This window comes from Labrys sp. KB_33_2, assembly GCF_052114505.1.
Taxonomy (GTDB): domain Bacteria; phylum Pseudomonadota; class Alphaproteobacteria; order Rhizobiales; family Labraceae; genus Labrys.
Genome location: NZ_JBFREW010000017.1, coordinates 1 through 21,522 on the forward strand (window position 1 = coordinate 1; position 21,522 = coordinate 21,522).

Annotated in this window: 18 protein-coding genes and 3 pseudogenes; 6 read left to right on the forward strand and 15 right to left on the reverse strand. The window is 60.5% G+C overall.

Features of this window, described 5'->3' with window-relative positions:
* Both AB4037_RS26545 and AB4037_RS26550 read right to left on the reverse strand, forming a co-directional pair.
* Positions 1-147, reverse strand: a pseudogene (locus tag AB4037_RS26545) (LysR family transcriptional regulator); the annotation flags it as partial.
* Between the two features lie 51 nt (positions 148-198).
* The gene (locus AB4037_RS26550) at positions 199-897 is read right to left on the reverse strand and encodes an IS6 family transposase (RefSeq protein ID WP_441773507.1); all 699 of its coding nucleotides are present in this window, start codon (positions 895-897) and stop codon (positions 199-201) included.
* A gap of 127 nt (positions 898-1,024) precedes the next feature.
* On the opposite strand from AB4037_RS26550, the gene AB4037_RS26555 reads away from it, so the two are divergent.
* Positions 1,025-1,441 carry a universal stress protein gene (locus tag AB4037_RS26555; RefSeq protein ID WP_441773508.1) on the forward strand — a complete coding sequence of 139 codons (417 nt, stop codon included), beginning with the start codon at positions 1,025-1,027 and terminating at the stop codon, positions 1,439-1,441.
* Positions 1,442-1,539: 98 nt separating this feature from the next.
* Here the strand turns inward: AB4037_RS26555 and AB4037_RS26560 are convergent, their stop codons facing one another.
* The 4 genes from AB4037_RS26560 to AB4037_RS26575 form a co-directional block, all read right to left on the reverse strand.
* Positions 1,540-2,274: a CBS domain-containing protein gene (locus tag AB4037_RS26560; protein WP_441773509.1), complete on the reverse strand. Its 735-nt coding sequence runs from the start codon at positions 2,272-2,274 to the stop codon at positions 1,540-1,542.
* A 132-nt stretch (positions 2,275-2,406) separates the two neighbouring features.
* Entirely contained in the window at positions 2,407-4,779 is a 2,373-nt protein-coding gene (locus tag AB4037_RS26565; RefSeq protein ID WP_441773510.1) for a phosphoketolase family protein, read from the reverse strand.
* A 58-nt stretch (positions 4,780-4,837) separates the two neighbouring features.
* Positions 4,838-5,542, reverse strand: a complete 705-nt coding sequence (locus tag AB4037_RS26570) for a cyclic nucleotide-binding domain-containing protein (protein ID WP_434960309.1) — start codon at positions 5,540-5,542, stop codon at positions 4,838-4,840.
* A 90-nt stretch (positions 5,543-5,632) separates the two neighbouring features.
* Positions 5,633-6,043 (reverse strand): response regulator, encoded by a 411-nt coding sequence (locus AB4037_RS26575; protein WP_434960310.1) that lies wholly within the window; start codon positions 6,041-6,043, stop codon positions 5,633-5,635.
* Positions 6,044-6,250: 207 nt separating this feature from the next.
* Between AB4037_RS26575 and AB4037_RS26580 the strand changes: the two genes are divergently transcribed.
* Positions 6,251-6,901: a BON domain-containing protein gene (locus AB4037_RS26580; protein ID WP_441773511.1), complete on the forward strand. Its 651-nt coding sequence runs from the start codon at positions 6,251-6,253 to the stop codon at positions 6,899-6,901.
* A 49-nt stretch (positions 6,902-6,950) separates the two neighbouring features.
* Here AB4037_RS26580 and fixJ read toward each other — a convergent pair whose 3' ends face one another.
* The 3 genes and pseudogenes from fixJ to AB4037_RS26595 form a co-directional block, all read right to left on the reverse strand.
* Positions 6,951-7,568, reverse strand: coding sequence for a response regulator FixJ (fixJ, locus tag AB4037_RS26585; RefSeq protein WP_434960312.1), 618 nt, complete (start codon positions 7,566-7,568; stop codon positions 6,951-6,953).
* On the reverse strand, positions 7,558-9,099 hold the full coding sequence (gene fixL / locus AB4037_RS26590) for a sensor protein FixL (protein ID WP_441773610.1): 1,542 nt from the start codon (positions 9,097-9,099) through the stop codon (positions 7,558-7,560). The genes fixJ and fixL overlap by 11 nt, the downstream gene beginning before the upstream one ends.
* Positions 9,100-9,198: 99 nt before the next feature.
* Positions 9,199-9,845, reverse strand: a pseudogene (locus AB4037_RS26595) (BON domain-containing protein).
* A 460-nt stretch (positions 9,846-10,305) separates the two neighbouring features.
* On the opposite strand from AB4037_RS26595, the gene AB4037_RS26600 reads away from it, so the two are divergent.
* Positions 10,306-11,919, forward strand: coding sequence for an AAA family ATPase (locus AB4037_RS26600; protein WP_441773512.1), 1,614 nt, complete (start codon positions 10,306-10,308; stop codon positions 11,917-11,919).
* A 33-nt stretch (positions 11,920-11,952) separates the two neighbouring features.
* Positions 11,953-13,320, forward strand: coding sequence for an MgtC/SapB family protein (locus AB4037_RS26605; RefSeq protein ID WP_441773513.1), 1,368 nt, complete (start codon positions 11,953-11,955; stop codon positions 13,318-13,320).
* Here AB4037_RS26605 and AB4037_RS26610 read toward each other — a convergent pair.
* Positions 13,268-14,191: a universal stress protein gene (locus AB4037_RS26610; protein ID WP_441773514.1), complete on the reverse strand. Its 924-nt coding sequence runs from the start codon at positions 14,189-14,191 to the stop codon at positions 13,268-13,270. The two genes, AB4037_RS26605 and AB4037_RS26610, sit on opposite strands and share 53 nt — an antisense overlap.
* Before the next feature lie 14 nt (positions 14,192-14,205).
* On the opposite strand from AB4037_RS26610, the gene AB4037_RS26615 reads away from it, so the two are divergent.
* A complete protein-coding gene (locus tag AB4037_RS26615; protein ID WP_441773515.1) occupies positions 14,206-14,691 on the forward strand; it encodes an NUDIX domain-containing protein in 486 nt (161 codons plus the stop codon).
* 46 nt (positions 14,692-14,737) lie between these two features.
* Here the strand turns inward: AB4037_RS26615 and AB4037_RS26620 are convergent, their stop codons facing one another.
* The 3 genes and pseudogenes from AB4037_RS26620 to AB4037_RS26630 all read right to left on the reverse strand — a co-directional run.
* Entirely contained in the window at positions 14,738-16,585 is a 1,848-nt protein-coding gene (locus AB4037_RS26620; RefSeq protein WP_441773516.1) for a heavy metal translocating P-type ATPase, read from the reverse strand.
* Positions 16,586-16,798: 213 nt separating this feature from the next.
* Complete coding sequence (locus tag AB4037_RS26625) at positions 16,799-17,695, reverse strand: universal stress protein (RefSeq protein ID WP_441773517.1); 897 nt, start codon at positions 17,693-17,695, stop codon at positions 16,799-16,801.
* Positions 17,696-17,913: 218 nt separating this feature from the next.
* Positions 17,914-18,594: pseudogene (locus AB4037_RS26630) on the reverse strand (HAD family hydrolase); the annotation flags it as partial.
* On the opposite strand from AB4037_RS26630, the gene AB4037_RS26635 reads away from it, so the two are divergent.
* On the forward strand, positions 18,514-18,681 hold the full coding sequence (locus AB4037_RS26635) for a hypothetical protein (protein WP_441773617.1): 168 nt from the start codon (positions 18,514-18,516) through the stop codon (positions 18,679-18,681). The pseudogene AB4037_RS26630 and the gene AB4037_RS26635 overlap by 81 nt on opposite strands.
* On the opposite strand, the gene AB4037_RS26640 is transcribed toward AB4037_RS26635, so the two are convergent.
* Positions 18,672-19,922 carry an acetate/propionate family kinase gene (locus AB4037_RS26640; RefSeq protein WP_441773518.1) on the reverse strand — a complete coding sequence of 417 codons (1,251 nt, stop codon included), beginning with the start codon at positions 19,920-19,922 and terminating at the stop codon, positions 18,672-18,674. The two genes, AB4037_RS26635 and AB4037_RS26640, sit on opposite strands and share 10 nt — an antisense overlap.
* The gene (locus AB4037_RS26645; RefSeq protein WP_441773519.1) at positions 19,919-21,322 is read right to left on the reverse strand and encodes a bifunctional enoyl-CoA hydratase/phosphate acetyltransferase; all 1,404 of its coding nucleotides are present in this window, start codon (positions 21,320-21,322) and stop codon (positions 19,919-19,921) included. The genes AB4037_RS26640 and AB4037_RS26645 overlap by 4 nt, the downstream gene beginning before the upstream one ends.
* Positions 21,323-21,522: the final 200 nt, after the last annotated feature.

Sequence of the window (21,522 nt, forward strand, 5' to 3'; positions counted from 1 at the left end):
GGCTTCCGTTCCCTGCATGAGGGCCTGATGGGCGGCGAGTTCGCCCGGAGTCCCGGGTGACCCGTGCACCTCGATATAATCCGGGCTTGCGACAAGCTTTCCATGGATCGGCCCGACACGCTTCGCGATCAGGTTGGAGTCCTGAAGGTTCTGTCGCAAACTCAGAGTATCGACGCGAAAATCACTATCGCTGTTCGGTCACGAGGCGAGTATTTCGAACTGCTCGGAAAGCGAAGGGGCGGGATTGTAGGCGTATCTTGCCTGTCGTTTGCGCATCATGTGAACCATCTCGATACCGGACAGGATTGTCGTTGCGCAGACGATTGACTTGAACCCGAGCATCGGTCGAACCCGGCGCTTGATGCGCCGGTGATCCTGCTCGATGCGGTTGTTCAGATATTGGCTCCGGCGGATGCGGATTGGTTTCAACCGGTGACTGGATCGATCTCGCAACCGGCTTTCGCTGTCACAGGCCGTAATGGCCTCGCGGTTTGTCTGGCTGCCGTCGATGACAATGCGCTCGGGCCGGCCGTGGCGCTGGAGCGCCCTGCGGAAAAACCGCCTCGCAGCCGCCAGATCCCGGTGCTCGCTAAAGAAAAACTCAACCGTGTCGCCAACGCTGTCAATGGCTCGATACAGATACATCCAGTGACCGCGGACCCGAATATAAGTCTCGTCAATGTACCATCGTCTCGTGACCGTCCGTTTGCGCTGGTTGAACCGCTCAAGCAACAGCGGCGAGAACCGAACAACCCAGCGATGGATGGTGGAGTGATCAACGTGGACCCCACGCTCGCTCATCATTTCTTCCAGATCGCGCAAGCTAAGGTTGTACGCCAGATACCAACGAACGCACAGAAGGATCACTGATTGGTCGAAGTGGCGACCTTTGAACATCACGGGCTCCCCCAAAGTCGGAGAGCTTCATTGCCGGACATAGATTGCCGTTCCGTTTGCGACAGAACCCGTTTCTTCCTATCACGCTATCGATCCTGCCAACCTGATCTTTCGCGCAGGTCGTCCGGTGTTGGTGGTACCGACATCGGTCAAAATCAGTCCTCTGGGCTCGCGTGCCGTGATTGCCTGGAAGGATTGTCGTGAGGCTCGGCGCGCTGTACTCGACGCACTGCCCTTGCTGCGCAAATCGAGCAAGGTCAGCGTCATCGACATTGCCGGGGACGAACAACAGCAGACCGCCCGACAACAAATAAACGACGTGGTGAGTTTTTTGGCCCATCACGGCGTCAAATCAGAATCTGTCCTCTTGGGGGATGACGGGCGCTCGATGGCACGGCAAATCAACGATTTTGCCAAGGCGAACCGGACCGGCCTCATCGTTATGGGAGCTCGGGTCCACGCCCGCCTGCATGATTGGACGATTGGCGGGGAGACACATGACATGCTCAGGAAGTGCTCCACCTGCCTGTTGCTGAGCAATTGAGGTTTTCTTCCGGAAAACTTAGCGGGCAGCGATCGAGCGAGTCTCGATCGCTGTTTTCCGCCAGTTGATGTGACGGCTCCTTCTGAGCGTAAATGGGATCAGGTCGGCTTGGTCCCATCCGAAGTTTCGGATGAAGTCAGTACAATTCCGGTCATTGGTTCGATCCAGAGGAGATTGTCGCGCACCGATTGCACGCCGGGCGTATTTTCGGCGATGATCCGAACGGCATTGCGCTGGTTTTCATCCGTGATCGCACCGCTCAGCTCCACGACCCCGTTATGGACCTCCATCCTGATGGAACCAGCCGGTGCCCATGGCTGCGCCTCCAGTTCAGCCTGAATAGCCGCAAGGATGGCCTTGTCGCCGACCGGTTGTTCTTCATAGGGCTGGCGCAGGAACTCGGCCAATACGCGCACAAGATCGGCGCGGGACAACAAGCCGATGACCCGGCCATCCTCGACGACCGGCAGGCGCTTGATGCCGTGCTGCTCCATGAGGAGCACGGCTTCCTCGATGCGTTCATTCTGATCGACGACAACGACGTCGCGAGTCATAATGTCATCGACCCGGCGCCCATGGGTCTGTGCGTAAGCCTGTGCCAGATGCCCGGCCTTGAACAAGGCGCTGAACCAGCTCGCCCGGGGCTTTTCCGTGCCCAGTTCGGGCCGGCGGAGCAGATCCCCTTCGCTAAGAATGCCGGCTAGCCGGCCGTCTTCGGCGATGACAGGCAGGCCGCTTATATGTGCCCGGACCATGGCATCGATCGCCTGCGACAGGGTGGCTTGGGGCGTCACGCTGACAACGTTTCGTGTCATTACATCCGCGACCCGCATGATGGCCTCCTTCTTGATCGGCGGCCAGCCGGGACACCGGGTGTGACCGCATGGTGACTAGTATTATCGGTGAGAGACACAGCCGCATTGATCTCACTCAAGCACTGGCCGCCGGGATGGATCAGGCAAATGTCAATTTGTGCCATGCGGCCAGACCCAGTTCTTGATCTCGGGCATGTCGTCGCCATGGCGGCGTACATAGTCCTCGTGCTCAATCAGCTTGTTGCGCAGGGCCTGCTTTATGTGAGCGGCGCCCGGTAGAAGGCCTGGAATACGATCGATCGCCGCGATGGCGAGATGGAAGCGGTCTAGCCTGTTCAATACCGTCATGTCGAAGGGCGTGGTGGTCGTCCCCTCTTCCTGAAAGCCATGAACATGGAAGTTGTGGTGATTGGTTCGCCGATAGGTCAGGCGGTGGATGAGATAGGGATAGCCGTGATAGGCGAAGATCACCGGTTTGTCGGTGGTGAAAAGGCCGTCGAAATCGCGAGCGTCGAGCCCGTGCGGATGCTGGCCGGGATCCTGCAAGGCCATGAGATCGACGACATTGACGACACGGATCTTCAGCGAAGGGCAATGCTGACGCAGGAGATCGACTGCGGCGAGTGTTTCCAGCGTCGGCACATCGCCGGCGCAGGCCATCACGACGTCAGGTTCGTCACCCTGATCATTGCAGGCGAAATCCCACATGCCGATGCCGGCGCGGCAATGGCGAATGGCCGTTTCCATGTTGAGCCATTGAGGACCTGGCTGTTTGCCCGCGACGATGACGTTGATGCGGTCATAGGTGCGCAGGCAATGGTCCGCGACATAGAGGAGCGTGTTGGCATCGGGTGGCAAATAGACCCTGACGATGTCGGCCTTCTTGTTGGCGACCAAGTCGATGAAGCCAGGATCCTGATGGCTGAAGCCATTGTGGTCCTGCCGCCAGACATGGGAGCTGAGCAGATAATTGAACGAGGCGATCGGTTGGCGCCAGGCGAGCTCGCGCGACACCTTCAACCATTTGGCATGCTGGTTGAACATGGAATCGACGATGTGGATGAAGGCCTCGTAGCAATTGAACAGCCCGTGGCGGCCTGTCAGCAGATAGCCTTCCAGCCATCCCTGGCACAGATGCTCGCTGAGCACCTCCATCACCCGTCCATCGGGGGACAGATGGACGTCTTCGGGAATGCGGGCTTCCATCCAGGTGCGGTCGGTCACGTCGAAGACGGCATCCAGCCGGTTGGAGGCAGTCTCGTCAGGCCCCATGATGCGAAAGTTACGCGCCGCTGCGTTCAGCCGCATGATCTCGCGCAGATAATGCCCGAGAATTCGTGTTGCTTCGGCATTCACCTTGCCGGGTGCCTTCACCTCCACGGCGAAGTCGCGTGCATCGGCGCATTGGAGGTGGCTTCTCGCGCTGCCATTGGTATGAGGGCTGGCCCCCATGCGCCGTGCCCCTGCAGGAGCAAGGGCACGCAGCTCCGGCATGAGGCGGCCCTGTGCATCGAAGAGCTGGTCGGGGTGGTAGCTCTTCATCCAGGACTCGAGCAGAGCGAGATGACCGGGCTTTTCTGCAAGAGAGCTGAGCGGCACCTGGTGCGAGCGCCAGAAGCCTTCGGTCTTCAGGCCATCGACTTCCCTGGGGCCGGTCCAGCCCTTGGGACTGCGCAGCACGATCATCGGCCAGCGCGGGAGCCCGCCGCTGCCATTGGTCCGCGCCGCTTGCTGGATCGTGCGAATGCGGACGAGGGCCTGATCGAGGGTGTTGGCCATCGCCTGGTGCATCAAGGCGGGCTCGGAGCCTTCGACGAAGAAAACCTCATGGCCGAGGCCCTCGAAAAGCTTGCGGATTTCATCATCGCCGAGACGCCCTAGAATGGTAGGGCCGGCGATCTTGTAGCCATTGAGATGGAGGATCGGCAGTACCGCACCGTCATGAGCGGGATTGATGAATTTGTTGGAGTGCCAGGAGGCAGCGAGGGGGCCGGTTTCGGCTTCACCATCCCCCACCACGCAGGCGACGATCAGATCCGGATTGTCGAACGCCGCGCCATAGGCGTGGACGAGCGCATAACCCAATTCCCCGCCTTCGTGGATCGAGCCGGGTGTATCAGGCGATGCGTGACTGGGGATGCCGCCTGGAAAGGAGAATTGGCGGAACAGACGCCGCAGCCCGTTCTCGTCCTCGGTGATCTCCGGATAGATTTCGCTGTAGGTGCCTTCAAGATAGGTGTTGGCCACCATGGCAGGCCCACCATGGCCCGGGCCGCATATGAAGATGACATCGAGATCATCGCGTTTGATGACGCGATTGAGATGCGCATAGAGGAAGTTTAGCCCCGGCGTGGTACCCCAATGGCCGAGCAGACGTGGCTTGACATGATCGAGCGTAAGGGCGTCGCGCAGGAGCGGATTGTCCAACAAGTAGATCTGTCCGACCGAGAGGTAGTTGGCGGCACGCCAATAGCGGTCGATGAGTGCAAGTTCCTCCCGCGTGAGAGCTGTGGCTGTGGTCATGACAAGGCCTTTGGGTTCCGGAAAAGCAAAACGGGAGCGTCGTCGGGCAGGCTTCCAATTAAACGGACATGCCGCTGAGAAGTTGCCGATTGCGCAAAACGATCTGGCGAGCGCTCGACAGACCAAGCACTCCCTTGGCGTGGAGCAAGGAGATCACGCGTGAAACGGTTTCGAGCGTCAGACCGAGATAGTCGCCGATGTCGCGCCGGCACATCGGGAGCTCGAGCATGCCGGCCACCGCAAGTCGGCGATCCATTTCGAGCAGAAAGGTGACGACGCGCTCGAGTGCTGTCTTGCGTCCCAGCAGGATCATGTGGTCTTCGGCATGCCTGAGATCGCGCGAGGTCAAAGTGCGCAAAGCGTTGGCGACACCGATATCGCTGAGCGCAGCCGCTTCCAAGCTTCTGCGGCGGACAAGACGCACCGTGGTGTCGACGACGGCGTCGGCGGTCATGCGATGGGTCGAGTCCAATTCCAAACCGAAAATATCGCCGGGCAAATGGAAGGCGCCTATCTGTCTGCGGCCATCGTCCAGGAGTTTGCAGGTGCGAACGGCGCCACTGACGACTTCGTAGACATAGTTCGCTGGTTCGTCGTCACCATAGATCTCCTCTCCCTTGTCATAGGTGTGAATGGTTCCAAGCAATGCCGGATGGAGATTGAAGAGGGAGGAGCCGAAATGAGCGCTACCAACCGTTCGCGATGAAGACAGAGACGGTAGATCGGCATTCGAAGGGGCGAGCAATTCGTTGCGCGAGAACATCGTGGCCATCTCCTGGATGCGGTGGATGACCAAGTCGTAGGCTTGAATGAAGCGTTCGAAAATTTCGGTCGAATCCCTAGGGAGAACCCCCTAAGGACTTTTGCGGATATCGCTGCGGAAGCTTGTGTCGGCAATGGCGGCTCGGACATTCACGACCAGGCTTTCCGCAATATGCGGCTTGATGACGACACGCTGGATGCCGATACGGCGGGCCTTGTGCTCGATCGTCTCGTCGGGATAGCCGGTGATCAGGATGACGGGGCCGCGCTGTCCGCGTTCGCGTAGATGGAGTGCGAGCTGGAGGCCGTCCATCTCGGCCATCTTGTAATCGATAACGAAGCAATCGGGTGAACATGAGGTCAATTGCGAAAGGCAATCGGCGCCACTCATATATGTCCTCACCTTGAAACCCTCCGCTTCCAGCAGAAAGCGGAGCGACCCAAGGACATCGCGATCATCGTCGATAACAGCAATGACGGAGAGGGGGGGCGAAGTTGACATCGTTGTTTCCGGCACCGGATTGACTGAAGCGGGTCGGCGCAATCAGTGAGCATATCCCGTGTTCCCCGGCGCGAATTGATACAGCTCAAGGTGCCAGGCCCGGCACGACTTGATCGGTGTCAAGGCATGCCGCGCCCTTCAATGGGAGTTTCGTCCTGTCTCTGGGGTGGTGGTCGCCCGAGATGACGATGAAAGACGGAGAGAGCAATGTCGAACGATAGCAAGCTGCAGCAAGCCGTTCTCGACGAACTGGCCTGGGAGCCGAGCGTGGCGGCCGGTCATGTTGGTGCGACGGCCGAGGATGGTGTCGTGACGCTTACGGGCCATGTCGCGAGTCTTGCCGAGAAAGGCAGCGCGGAAATGGCGGCTCGTCGGGTCAAAGGGGTCAAGGCCGTGATCGAGCACATCGAGATCAAGCTTCCTGGCGATGTTCGCATCAGTGACGATAAGATCGCAGCCTCGGCGGCCTTTCGCCTGAATGAAGACGTCTATGTTCCTTCCGCCAGCGTTCAGGCCGTGGTCGAGGATGGCTGGATTACTCTCAACGGTGAAGTGAAATGGAACTACCAGAAAGAAGCGGCGGAACAATGCGTGTGGCGACTGCCTGGCGTGCTGGGCGTTACCAATTTTATTACCATCAAGCCGCAGGTAAACGTGTCCAATATCAGTGACGACATTACTCATGCCTTGGACAGGTCATGGTTCTTCGATCCTCAAACCATCCAGGTGAGCGCCGAAGGTGGGCAGGTCAAATTGACGGGCACGGTCAAGTCGCAGCATGAGCGGCAGATCGCGGCGGCAACCGCCTGGCGGGCGCCTGGCGTGACAGACGTCTCCAACGATCTGGTCGTGGCGTGATCGATCGCAAGACGCGATCGTGCGGTGCCGGCAACGCCGCCAAAAGGCGTCAATCGTTCAGGGCACCGCTCCGGATCGCCAGCTTGACCAGCTCGGAGATGCTGCCGGCCTGCATCTTCGTCATGACATTGGCACGATAGACTTCGACGGTGCGCGGGCTGATGTCGTAGTCCTTGGCGATCATCTTGTTCGACAGGCCGGCAACCAAGCCGTTCATGACCTGGCGTTCGCGCGGGCTGAGGGAGGCGAGACGAGCGGCCAGTTCGCGCGTGTCGGTGGCGACTTTCGTCGCCCTGGTGCTTTGTTCGAATGCTGTATGCAGGACATTGACAAGGCGTTCGTCCTCGAACGGCTTTTCCAGGAAGTCCATTGCGCCCAGCTTCATGGCTTCCACGGCAAGGGGCACATCGCCATGGCCGGTCATGACGACGACCGGCAAATGAACGGCCGCGGAGTTCAAACGCCTGAGCAATTCGATGCCATCGATCTCGGGCATGCGAATGTCCGTGATCACGCAGCCGAAACCGAGCTGGGGCAAGGCGCCGAGAAAACGCCCGGCGGTTTCAAAAACGGTAACGGAAAAGCCGGAGGCCGACAGGAGGAAGGCGAGCGAGTCCCGCACGGCCGCGTCGTCGTCGATGATAAAGACCCTGGCATTATTCGGCATCAGAAGAAGTCTCGGGCAAATTCTTAAAGTCGGCAGAGATACCGGATGGCAACGAAAAATGGAATGTGGCACCGCCCGCTTCGTTCGTCTCGGCCCAAAGCTGTCCGCCATGGGCTTCGATGATCGTGCGACTGATGGAAAGGCCGACGCCCATGCCAGTCTGCTTGGTGGTGAAGAAGGGCTGAAACAGGCTCGATCTGATGTCGCCGGCGATACCGTGGCCGGTGTCCTCGACGCGGATGAGTACCATGTCGTCGCTGAGCGGGGTATTGGAAACCGTCAGCTCTTGCCGCACGGATCCTTGCATTGCCTCAAGCGCATTGCGGAAAAGGTTGACCAGAACCTGTTGGATTTGAACGCGGTCGGCCAGAACGAGGTCGCAGGAGGGATCGAGATCGAAACGCAGAAAGACCCCTTGTTCGCGAGCGCCGACGAGGCCGAGCGCGCCCGCCTCCTCGACGAGTTTGGCGACGCTTTCGATCCTCTTTTCAGTTTCGCTTCGGGTGACGAAACTGCGCAAACGCCGAATGATCTGTCCCGCGCGCAGGGCTTGCTCGGCCGCCTGATCAAGGGCGATTTCGACCTTGTCGAGCTCAGTGAGGCCTGAGGCGCTCAACAAGCGTCGCGAACCCTTCAGATAATTGCTGATTGCGGTCAAGGGCTGATTGAGTTCGTGGGCAAGGGCGGATGCCATTTCGCCCATGGCGCTCAGCCGGGACATATGGACAAGTTCTGACTGTAATTCGGAAAGTCGGGCTTGCGTCTGTTGATGTTCTGTCAGGTCTCGCACGAAGCCGGTGAAGTAGCGACGCCCCCCCGATTGCATCTCGCCCACCGACAGATGCATCGGAAAGGTCGTGCCGTCCTCACGCTTGCCGGTGACGATGCGTCCGATGCCGATGATGTGGCGATACCCTGTGGTTTGATAGCGATGAAGGTAGCCATCATGGCGCGTACGGTCCGGTTCCGGCATCAAGCTATTGACGTTCCGACCGATGGCAATGGATCTGGAATAGCCAAAAAGCCTCTCGGCTGCCCGGCTGAAATACTGCATGGTCCCGGCCTCGTCGATGACGATCATGGCGTCAGGAACGGTTTCCAGGATGGAGCGAAGGTGCTCTTCGCGTGTGCGCAGGGCTTCCTCGAGGCGCTTTTCCTCGTCGATATCGATCACGATGCCGCCCAGATGCAGGGGCCTGCCGTCGTCATCCTTCAGGACGCCTCCCCGCAGACGCAGCCAATGACTTGTTTTGCCAGGCGCCGTTATGCGGCAGGCGATGTCAAAGGCGGCACCCGACCCGATCGAGGTGTCCAAGGCCGTTGTCGTCGCTTCTCGGTCCGTGGGGTCCAGCAGTGAGAGGAACGTGTGAAAATCGAAGGGCTGATCGATGCCATGGCCGAAGAGGACACGCGTCGTGGCCGACACGGTCAATGTCTGAGAGGCGATATCAAAGGCCCAGGTGCCGATACCCGTGCATTCGAGGCCGGTTCGGAGCACCCGATCCTGAATAGACGTATGCTGCTGTGGCATGACCACGTCCGGCCTCCTCAAAGGACATTCCCTATAGAGGAAAGCGGACGTGATCTATCAAGAAGAATCGTTCAAAACAGGGAGGTACGCTTCCCTGTTTCAGGCGACGTGCAGATTGTCTTCGACACTGCATACACCGGCGGCGGACCAGGCAGCTCGCTCGGCCACCTGCCGCTCGTGCCAGGCCTTGATCTTGCCGTCGAGTATGACCTTGTCGCCGACCACATTCACCTTGATCCCGTCGGCCTCGAACTCGGCATCCCGTTTCAGCGCGGCCAGGATCTTGGCCTTGACGTCCGGGACCTGCACGCGGGCCTTGACCTCAATGCCGTTGGTGACGCCGATGACACCGGTGAGTTTGCGAACGGCCCGGTAGGCGGCCTCGCGCTGAAACGGCCAGTCGACGGTACCTGCGAGGGTGACCCAGCCTTTTTCGGCCTTCACCTTGACGACGCCTTCGGGGACCATGGCGTCCCACGAGATGACCGAAATGGCTCGCGACGCGATCTGGTCGTCGGCCGTCTTCTTGTTGTCGGGGTAGCGAACCTCGATTTCCTCGGCAATCGCACGAACGCCTTTGATGCGACGCACCAGCATTTCGGCAGCGATCTTTTCGGCGTAACTGCCGACATGACCACTCAGCGTGACGACGCCGTTTTCGACTGCGACACCGATACGAGCGGCTCAATGCTTGGATCGAAGTCGAGGGCGTCAATGATCGATTGACGCATGGCTTTGTCATTCATATTCGGCCTCCATTGATCCTGGCCACATTGCCAGCCACCTCAGTCCATCACACTCCAGGGGGGGAGAAGTTGATTTCGATCAAGATGACTGGTTTGAGGCGAAAATTCTTAGGTGGTCGTGCGTTGTATTTATATTACAAAAATATATCCTGAATTTGCTCCCATGTATTTTGTGCATGCGGCAGCAGAATTAAATAATAATCCGAAGTTATTGAATATAGATCGGTTATTCAGATTGGACGTGGCGTTGTCTCGTGCCTCTTCCGCATCGGCACTTGGCCCTCACTTTTGCTGCCAGAAAGCCTGGGGATCGTCAGGATGACAGGAAGGGCCACTTGTGCCTTTGTGCTGCGTGTTCACGTGCCAAATTCGACAATGTTGCGTTGGATCAATACCTGCGCGGCCCAATCCCCTCCAATGCTGCCAGGTGCCTGCCCGGCAAAGCCGATGAGGATGAACCATGGTTGCTTCCACAACATTGAAAATGCCTCTTCCTGGCCCCTCCCATGTCGTTGCCAGCCAGGAGGATGTGATCGAGTTTCTGCTTTCGCCGGCCAGCCATGGCAGGATCGAACGCGTGCAGCGCATCGATACCCATGGTGCAGTCGTCTTCCTGGCTGGAGATCGCGTCTACAAGCTTAAGCGGGCCGTGCGCTTTCCGTTCATGGACTTGTCGACGGTGGAGTATCGGAAGCGCGCATGTGAGCAGGAAGTCGAGATCAATCGCGCCTATGCGCCACAAATCTACCTCGACGCCATACCTGTCACGCGGTCCCATGACGGTCTGCAATTGCGGGGGGAAGGGGAGGTCGTCGACTGGGTCGTGGAGATGAAGCGTTTCGACGAGACGAAGACGCTCGATCGGCTCGCCGATCGCAACGCCATCAGCGAGAGCCTTCTGGTCGATATCGTTGCGGCAATCCTGGTATCGCATGAGAAAGCACCGATCCGGGATGGGCTGCAGGCTACTTTGAGCCTGGAGCGATATATCGGGCAAAACGAGGAGGCGTTTGGCGAAAACCCAGCCTTGTTTCCGGTCCAGGAGGTCGAAGCCTTATCCGAGGCGGCCCGCCGTGCGTATCGCGATTGTTTCGATCTCTTGATCGAGCGTGGCGAGGCTGGTTTCGTCAGGCGCTGCCACGGGGATCTGCATTTGCGCAACATTGCCGTGATCGACGAGCAGCCCACCTTGTTCGATGCCATCGAATTCGACGAGGCGATCGCAACCTGCGACGTATTGTACGATCTGGCTTTTCTGTTGATGGACCTTTGGGACCGCGGCCTGTGCCATCATGCCAATGTGGTCCTCAATCGATACTTGTGGGGTGCAGCCGAGGGCCATCTGGTCGGCCTCGCCGCATTACCCCTTTTCCTTTCCATCAGGGCGGCCTTGCGAGCCAAGATCGCGGCGGCGACTGCCCTGGTCCAGGCGCCCGAGGAGGCTGAATCCAGTCGGGCGGAGGCTCGGCGGTATTTCGAACTTGCTCATCGTTTCCTGGTGAAGCTGCCGCCGCGACTGGCGGCCGTCGGGGGGCTTTCCGGGACGGGCAAGACCACCTTGGCCATGGCGCTGGCACCAGCCCTGGGTAGAGCACCCGGTGCCATCGTCCTGCGCAGCGATATCGAGCGCAAGCGCATCGCCGGCATCGCCGAAACGCAATCGCTGCCGACCTCCGGTTATGGGCCGTCTGCGGCTGGCGCAGTTTATGACTCGCTCAGCCGCAAGGCCGATCTTGTCTTGGCCGCGGGGTACAGCGTCATTTTGGACGCCGTCTATGCCCGTGCGCCGCAGCGGCATGTCGCGGAGGGAATTGCACTGCGTGCCGGCGTCAGCTTCACCGGCTTCTGGCTCGAAGCCCCGCTACCAGTCATGGAGCATCGCGTGTCTGCCCGCAGGAACGATGCCTCCGATGCCGACGTCCAGGTCGTACGAAAGCAGGCCAGCTATGATCTCGGGCGCGTTTCATGGCATCGTCTCAACGCAGCCTTATCGCGTAAGGACATCGAAGATGAAGCCCTTTCATGTCTGGCGCTCCGATGCGTGGACGGTAAGCTGTCTTACCACGATCGATGAGTGTGGCGCCTCGCATGGCGTGGCGGAATTGGCATGAACCAGACCGAGATTCTTGCCCGCCTTGCGGTCGCGCTTGGCATCGGCCTGCTCGTCGGCCTGGAAAGGGGCTGGCGAACACGCGAGGAGGAAGACCACCAGAGAGCCGCCGGGCTTCGCACATTTGCGCTTACCGGGCTCACCGGGGGTGTCGCCGGCGCCCTGTCTCTTCCCGCCGGGCCGCTGATTCTCGGCTTTGTATTCTTAGGATTTGCCGGGGCACTCACGACATTCCATTGGCTTGAGGCAAAGGCAGAAGGCAATTTCTCGGCCACCTCACTGGTGGCGGGCCTGCTCACCTTCATCCTCGGTACCTATGCGGTCGTGGGTGAGGTGCAGATCGCTGCCGCCGCCGGCGTGGCGACGACCATTCTGCTGGCCTTGCGGGAGCAACTGCATGGGTGGGTGCGGGGGCTGTCCTGGCCGGAGATCCAGGCCGTACTCGTGCTTCTTGCCATGTCCTGCGTGCTGCTCCCCATCCTTCCCGATCGCCCTGTGGACCCATGGCAGGCACTCAATCCATGGCAGCTTTGGCTATTTGTGATCCTCATCGCGGGGATTTCTTTCGGCGGATATGTCGCTATCCGCCTGTTTGGCGACAGGCTCGGAGTCATATTGGCATCCCTTGCAGGGGGCCTGTCATCCTCCACGGCGACCACGGTGGCGCTCGCCCGCATGGCCGGAACCCACCCGCAATCCTCGCCGATTCTGGTTGCGGGTATGCTGTCGGCCGGCGCCATCATGGCGTTTCGTGTCGGTTTTGTCGCTTCCCTGCTCAATCCCGCCCTGCTGACGAGCCTTGCCCCTCCCGTTCTGGCTGCCGCGGCGGTCCAGGCGATCGGTGCCTGTGCCTTGGCGATCAGGAGGGTTGACCATGAGGCGCCGAAACTCGAGCTTTCCAATCCGCTCGAGATTGGCTCGGCGCTCAAGCTGGCAGCCTTTATGGCTGTCGTCCTGGTGGCCGGTAAGCTGTTGCAGCAGGCCTATGGCGGGGCGGGGGTGATGGTGCTCGCCGCTATATCTGGGATAGTGGATGTCGATGCGATCACTATTTCGATTGCTCGGATGAGCCCTGCGGATATGGCGCCCAATTCTGCGGCCCTGACCATCGGCCTGGCTGTTGGCGTGAATGGGGTGGCGAAGGTGGCCATGGCTGCCTATGCCGGTGGGTGGCGCTGCCGCTCTACCTTTTGGATTGATCAGTCTTCTTGCTATGGCAGCGGGCGGAGCCGCAATTTACCTGATGGGCATGCGATAGTGCTGCGTCCCTCCGGCCTGGCTTCCCGAAAGTGGTGCAAGCCGGATCCGCCCGCTAATGGCTCAGCAGGCAGCATTTGGATGAATAATGCAGGAGATCGCGGGTGACGCCACCAAACATCCATTCCCTGGCCCGTGCGTGGCCGTAGCCTCCGGAAACGATCAAGTCGGCATGCTGCTGCTCGGCATGGACCAGAAGGGTCTCGCAAACCGTGCCGTCGATCGTTTCAAGGACCTCGGCATGGGTTTCGACGTCGTGCAGCCGGAGAAACTCCGCAACGGCATCGACACGCCTCGCGGCGTTGTCCCTGCCGCCTTCTTCGACGATCTCGACGATGCTGACGCGCGACGCTTCCTTCAGAAACGGAAGTGCGTCAATCACGGCCCTGCGGGCTTCGCGGGTGTTACTCCAGGCCACGAGGACATGGTCCGCTGTGAGTTGTGACAGGCTGGGTGGCACGATCAGAACCGGCCTGCCGCAACGCAGCACAACTTCTGCCGGGTCCAGTGCCAAGTGCGGCTGGTTGACAGGGCTGCGGCCGCGCTGTCCAACGATGAGGAGATCGGCCCTGGCGCTTTCATGGTACAGCGCATCGGCCGGAAACTGCATGCTGGTTTTCCATTCCAGGTCACCACGATTGGAGACCGCCGCACTGCGGAACCGAGACTCCAGGTCCTCGTCGCCATACCAGGGCAGGACCGGGCGGCTATGGGCTGCATCGTGGCCGAGAAAAACCGGCTTCACACGCTCCCTTGCCGCGGTATCGATCGCGGGCACACAGCCGATACCGATGAGCTTGGCGTTGAAGCGTGAGGCCACCAATCCCGCGAGCTTGATCCTTTCGTCGCTTTCCTTGTTGTCCTGCACATGGACCAGCATGCTGGTATACGTCATGTTTTCGCTCCGCCTGCGGGATGAAAAAATCATCGTCTCTGAAGGAGTAGCGGATCCCGGGAAGACGTCCTTGATCTTGCGCAAAGGAATTGTGACCGATGGCGAAGATGAGTGCAGGGATCTTGCTTTATCGGCTGAAGAACCTCGACGTCGAGGTTCTCCTCGTTCACCCCGGAGGGCCATTCTGGGCGAAACGAGACGAGCAGGCCTGGTCGATCCCCAAGGGAGAGTATGGTGCTGACGAGGATGCTTATGGCGCCGCCTTGCGCGAGTTTGAGGAAGAACTCGGGACGCCGTGTCCCGATATCGGGACGATTGATCTGGGCGAAATCCTTCAACCTGGCGGCAAACAGGTATCTGCCTGGGCGGTGGCAGGCGATTTTGACCCCGGCCAACTGCGCAGCAATATGTTCGAGATGGAGTGGCCGCCTCGTAGCCGGCGCATCGTGCAGTTTCCCGAGGTGGATAAGGCACAATGGTTCGTGATGGCGCAAGCCCATCGCAAGATACTGCCTGCTCAGCGCTCCTTCCTCGAGCGACTGGCTGAGCATCTTGAGCCTGACCTCCGTTTTACGCCGGCCTGATCTTGCCTTCAGGTCGATATCTCGGACGAAGCATCGTCGGCTCGCCTCATGCCACAGACAAGTCGGCCACGGGCGCGCTAGCGGATCGCAATGCCGGTCCCAAAGCCCGCAAGGCGTTGAGCACGACGGCAAGGTCGATCGCCTCCTGGAGCAATGCTCCAGCCACAGGCTCCAGATAACCCAAGGCGGCGCTCAGCATGCCGACCAGCGAGAGGCCCATGCCGATGAGTACGCTCTGCAGGGCAATCCGGCGGGTTCGGCGGGCGATGGCAACAGCTTCTGCGACACGTTCGAGCTTATCGACCAGCACCACGACGTCGGCCGCTTGGGAGGCGGCCACTGCACCTCGTGCCCCGAGCGCGGCGCCAACGTCAGCGAATGCGAGGGCGGGTGCGTCATTGATGCCATCTCCGATCATCATGGTGGGCGCAAGGCACTTTTCCGCTTTCACGGCGGCCACCTTGTCTTCGGGCGTTGCATCCGCAATGACATGGTCCAGGCCAAGCGATCGCGCTATGGGCCGAGCAATGTCGATGCGGTCACCGGTCAGCAGGACGATGCGCTCGATCCCATTGGTACGGAATGCACCGAGGGTTGAATGCGCATCCGGGCGTAGCTCGTCTTTGAACAGAACACGGCCGACATAACGTCCATCCGAGGAGATGTAGAGGGCAGCGTGGCCTAGTGGTATCGAGGAGGCCTTTTCCGCGCCAGCGCCAGGCAAGACGAAGTCCTGACGCCCGATCCTGATGCGCGCCCCCTCGACAAGTCCTTCCACGCCGTCTCCCGCGCTTTCATGGGCCTCACCCGGCGGAATGAGGTTGATATTGCGCCGGCGCGCTTCCTCGACCAGGGCCTGCGACATGACGTGATGGGACGCCTGACCGACCGAACCGGCAAGGCGCAGGAGTTGCTCGGCGCTCACAGATGGCTCGGGCTCGATCACGGCGATCGACGGATAGCCGCGAGTCAACGTCCCCGTCTTGTCGAGCAATACCGTGCGGATCCTGGCCAACGCCTCGAGCGTGCCGGCAGTCTTGACCATCACACCGCGCCCGGCGCAGCGCGACATGCCAGCGACGAGGGCGACAGGTACGGCGAGGATGAGGGGACAGGGGGTGGCAACCACAAGGACCGCGAGCGCGCGATGCGGGGAGGCCCAGATCCACCAGGCCATCCCGGCCATCCCCAGGGTCAGCATCAGGAAGCCGATGGCGTAGCGATCGGCCATGCGCGCCATTGGGGCCTTGGATTGACGAGCGCCTTCCACCAGGCGAAGGATCGCGGCGTATGTGCTTTCTCGTGCCGGCCTGGAAACCCGCATATCGAAGGCGGACCCTGCGTTTACCACGCCGCTCGCAAGTGCATCGCCTGCAGGTCTTCGCACAGGCATGGGTTCCCCGGTCAGGGCCGATTCGTCCAAGGTTGCATCTGGCCCGATCAGTAGGCCATCGGCGGGCAGGACATCGCCGGGGCGCACCAAGATGCGATCGCCAGGCGATAGTGACTCGATCGGCACCGTCAGGAGCTTGCCACTTTGATAGCGTTGAGCGCTACGAGCGACGCGACTGAGCAGGGCCGTCATCGCGGAACTGGCTCGGCCCTGCGCGAATTGCTCCAAGGCCTGGCCTCCGGCAAACATCAGGGCGATGACGACGCCGGCGAGGGCTTCATCGCCCGCGATGGCTCCCGCCATTGCCAAAGCCGCAATGATGTCCAGGCCGATCTTGCCCTGCGCCAGTCCACGCAAGATCGTGACTATGAGGACGACGAGGACCGGCGCCGTACCCCCAAGCCATAGAAGCCGAGCAATCTGCGATTGCCCCAGTGCGATAGCGAGCAATCCTGCCAGCAGCGCAATAGCGGGAATCGTGGTGAGCGCTGCCGAAGCCATCCGAGACGGACCGGGCGATGTTGGTTGGTGAGACACATTCTTCGCAATCGCGTCGTGTCGGTCTTTTACGGAGAGTTCGCGAGCCATGAGATCGCCTTCAGATGAACAAGGATCGAGGTTCGGTACGGCACCATCAATTTGGCCCAAGGCAGACGCTCATATGTTCCCGACCGCGCCGTGGTGCGCGGAGGTTTCGGTTTTCGACAGCCTCGATCAATGGGCCATCAGGAGCGGAACATCGGTCTTCTCGATGAGCTCAACCGTCGTACCGCCCATGATCCATTCCCTCACGCGCGAATGCCCGTAGGCGCCTGCAACGATCAGATCTGCGGAGATGCGATGCGCCTCCTGCAGGAGCGTGGTCGTTACGTCCTGGGCGAGAGGAAGGGCTTCAACGACCGTTTCCACGCCGTGCCGAGCCAGGTAAGTCGCAATATCCGCCAGATCCACGTCCTCGTTGAGGTTCCCTGCCTGCTCGTCCTCCTTGACCGTCACAACCTTGGCAAGGGTCGCCAGCTGGAGGAGCGGCAGCGCCTCCGCCACGGCTCTCCCGGCCTCCTTGGTGTCGGTCCAGCCAATGAGCACGGTCTGGATCGGCTGCCTGGGCTGTTGTTCAGGAGGCACCAGATAGACGCTCCGGCCGCTTTCGAACAGCGTGGCCTCGATCAGCCGTCTCCAATCGGCTCCCGCTTCATCTTTGCGAGGGCAACTGCCGATGAACAGATCGGAGGTTCTGACCTGTGTTGCCACAAGGGAGGATAACCACCCTGCGGCATCCTCGATGCGTCGAATTTCGTTGGTGATGGACAGGCGCTGGAAACGCAGTTGCAATCGTTCGATCGCAGCAGTGGCACGTTGCTGGATTTGATCCACCATATCCATGCTGGCCGCGGTGCCCATGTCACCGGTGTAAATCGAAATATCGGGGAGGAGGCAGGTAAAAAGGCCGGTGAGATGGCTCCCAAAACTGGCCGCCAGCATCTCGCCGTGGGAAATCCGAGCCTCGTCTTGGGTACTGCCATCGAGGTGAACGGTGATGTTCTTGTAACTGTCCGGGTGAACCGAAGCCGTAACATCCAGTGGCTGGGTCGAGGAAATGTCGGCTTTCATCGAGCCCTCCTGATTGCGGGAGACCACGCCCTCGGCGTGTCTTGATCGGAATGCTGGCAGCCTTGCTTTTTCGGGCTTCCATGGCGTTGATCTGGCTCAAGGGAAGCATGCGGCGGGCAAATATCGCGCTCTCGGCAGCTCTCACCTGGGAACCTGCCGGGCTTGCGCTGGATCAAAGCCGAGTTCGTGTTCCAGGCCTAGAAAGGCAAGTGCATCACCTTCAAGGCAGGGGCATCGTCTATGCCGTCGCCGAGATAGCCGACGATCGCGCGCGAATTTTGCAACGCCTTGATGATGCGGGATTCTTGATCAGGTGTTAGCCTCGCAAATGCATCGACAGAGCGGACCTGTACAGCGAGAGCCTGATCGTCAAGTTTGGCGATATCGGTCCCCGACAGGACTGCCTCTCCCTTGAGGCCGACCAGAGCGGCCAATCTGAGCACGACGAGGGGATAGTCTCCCGACAGTATCTTCAGTTGCACGCCGATCTTCGCCAGATGGGCGATGGCAGGGCCGGCTGTCGGCTTGGGAGAATCTGCGAAAGCACAAAATCCTTCCAGGGTCAGGCCCTTTTCGTCCTCCTCTGTGACCTCCTGCCTTGGTACGGACCATGGGCGCGTCGCCACAGCGATGCTGCGCAAGCCCTCTTGGGGCCATACTGTGCAGGATCTCCAGTGCCCTCGTTCGCTCCTCAGGCGCCAGGGGTATGATCTGGAGCCCCGTCCTTCTTATGCGAGCACAAATCCAGGACAGCCTCGGTCACCACCTAGATCTGCCGTGACCGCCGCCAGAGTGGCTGGCCGCCCCGTCTGCAGGCCGTGGACGTCGATACTGCTGGCGAGGGTGCCGGTCTTGTCGGTGCACAGCACGGTCATGGCACCGAGATCATGAATGGTCGCGTCCAGAACGCGGCATCGTCTGTCGCGTCAACGCGCGTCGGCTCGGGTGATGCCGTCGATGCCATGGTGCCGCTCCATCAGGGATAGGTGCGCCCATTGGCGAGCGCGGTTGCGGTTTCTCCCGCCGTAAGATCGGGAGCATCTGCCCGCTCTGCTTGGACAAGAAGGCTCAGCACCTCGTCGGCGATGACCTGTTCCTCACTGGTCGCGACGACCAGGGCGCATATTTCGCTGGTGTCGGCGCTGATCCGCCTTGCGTTCCGGTCGTTGGCCTGCCGGTCGAGATCGAGGCCAAGCCAGGCCAGGTGGGCACACACCTTCTCGCGGATCAGAGGCTGGTTCTCGCCGATACCGGCCGTAAAGACCAGGGCGTCCAGCCCGCTGACAGTGGTCGCCAGCGCACAGATCTCCCGGGCGATGCGTAAGCAGAAATGATCGATGGCCTCGGCTGCCTCGACCGCGTCGCTGGCGAGGAGGTCACGCGTGTCAGCGCTCAAGCCCGAAAGCCCAAGCAGGCCGGAACGGTGGTAGAGCAAGTCCTCCAGGGCCTCCAGCGAGTAACCACCTTGCTTCAGCAGGTGCAGGGGAACGCCAACATCCAGGGCTCCGCATCGGGTGGCCATGGGAATGCCATCCAAGGTAGAGAAACCCATCGAAGTGTCGCGGCTGATGCCATTGGCGAGCGCACACAGGCTTGCACCACTTCCCAGATGAGCGACCACCACACGGCCCGCGGCCAGGCGCGGAGCAATCTCTTTCAATTTGCCGGCTATAAACTTGTAAGACAGCCCGTGGAAACCATAGCGCTTGATCCCCTGGTCGAAGAGACCACGCGGCAACGCGAAACGTCGAACGATGTCGGCCTGCGTGTGATGGAAAGCCGTATCGAAGGAAGCCATCTGCGGCAGATTGGGGCGCAGATGCCGGATGGCCCGGATCAGCCGTACACTTTGGGGCTGATGTAGAGGCGCCAGGGGCACCAATCCCTCGACGGCGTTCAAGGCGACATCGTCGACAAATGTCGGCCCAGCGAAGGTATCGCCGCCATGGACGACCCGATGACCGACGGCTGTCAGGTCCGAAAGGGAAAAATGCTTGGCCAGGACATCGAATGTCTCATCGATGACGTCGTGAAAATCATCACTGTCCCTAGCTTTGAGGGGGATGTCCACGGCCTGGGGGCCTTCCACGATATGGAGACCGAGAGGCTTGCGTCGAAGATCGATGACGCCCATGCCGAGCCGTTCGGCCGCGTTGCCCTTACGCATGAACAGGCCGAGCTTGATCGTGGACGAACCAGGATTGCAAGTGAGGATAATGCCGGTCATCGAGAAGACCTTCCTTTGGCCACAAGCTTGGCGAATGCGATCGAAGCAAGGCGGACCCCTACCGAGTCCGATCTGCTGGTGAGGATGATGGGAACCCGTGCACCGAGAACGAGGCCCGCTGCGTCCGCTCCTCCCAGGTAAATGAGTTGCTTGGCCAGCATGTTCCCGGCCTCGAGATCCGGAGCAACCAAAATATCCGCCTGGCCGGCGACCGGCGAGACGATGCCCTTCATGTGGGCAGCAACCAGATCGACGGCATTGTCAAAGGCAAGCGGGCCATCGAGTTTGGCCCCGGTGATCTGGCCTCGACTGGCCATGACACTCAGTGCTGCCGCATCCAGCGTCGCGGGCATGGCGGAATTCACCGTCTCGACGGCGGCGAGAATCGCGACCTTGGGTTCGGCAATGCCGAGCGTGTGCAGCAGGTCGATGGCATTCTGGCAGATGTCACGCTTGTGCTCGAGGCTAGGAGCGATGTTGATCGCCGCGTCGGTGACGACGATTGGCTTCGGATAGGCTGGCACGTCCAGGACATAGGCGTGGCTGATTCGCCTTTGTGTGCGCAGGCCGGAGCGTTGGGAAACCACTGCGCCGAGGAGTTCGTCTGTATGGAGGCTGCCCTTCATCAGGGCGGCCGCCTCGCCGCTGGCCGCCAGAGCGATGGCCCGTTCGGCGGCAGCATGGCTGTGTTCGGTCGCCTCGATCCGCACACCGTCCAAACTCAAACCAGCCAGGTCGGCAAGAGCCCTGATCTTGGATTCGGGTCCAACCAGGATGGGATCGATCAATCCTTCATTGCGCGCCTCAAGCGCGGCCTGGATGGCTTCTGGTTGGCACGGATGGACCACGGCCGTGACGAGAGGTGGCAGGGCGCGCGCTTCACGCAGAAAGGGGTCGAAGCGATGCTGACGCTGGATCGGTACGGACGGCAGCACCATCGGGGCAAGCGTGACCTTTTCCCTCGGCGCGATGACGGTTGCCAAGCCGGTGAGCACCTCTCGCCCGACTTGATCGACGCAGCGTGTCGCCAGCCTGACGGCGCAGTTTTCGGGGTTCTTGTCACAGACCGTCACGGTCGCCGTTACCGTGTCACCAACCGAGACGGGGTGACGGAACTCGGTTTGCTGGCTGAGATAGATCGTTCCCGGGCCTGGCAATTGCGTGCCCAGGAGCGTGGAGATCAATCCCGTCGTCCACATGCCATGCGTGCCGACATGGCCGAAGACGCAGCGGGCCGCATATGTAGGCTGGGGATGCATTGGGTCGAGGTCGCCAGATGCCGCGGCGAAGAGCCTGATGTCGTCATCGCGGAGTGTCCGTATCAGGCTTGCGGCATCTCCGATCGCCAACTCGTCGAAGGGGCGATTGACAAGCGTGTGGGGGAAAGTCAGTTCGTCCATGTCTGCTGCGCATAGGTTCCGGTGCATCGGCGAGTAGAGGCCCGAACCTTATGCCAACGAGGTGATGGTCGACCTTGATGCGGATCAAGGGTGAGCATCCGCACCGCAACGCGCACTGTTTTAGCCGCGGGCGTGGCAGAATTTGATTCAGCTCAATGCTGCATCCCATCCGGATCTTAGAAGGAGATGATCACCCAAGG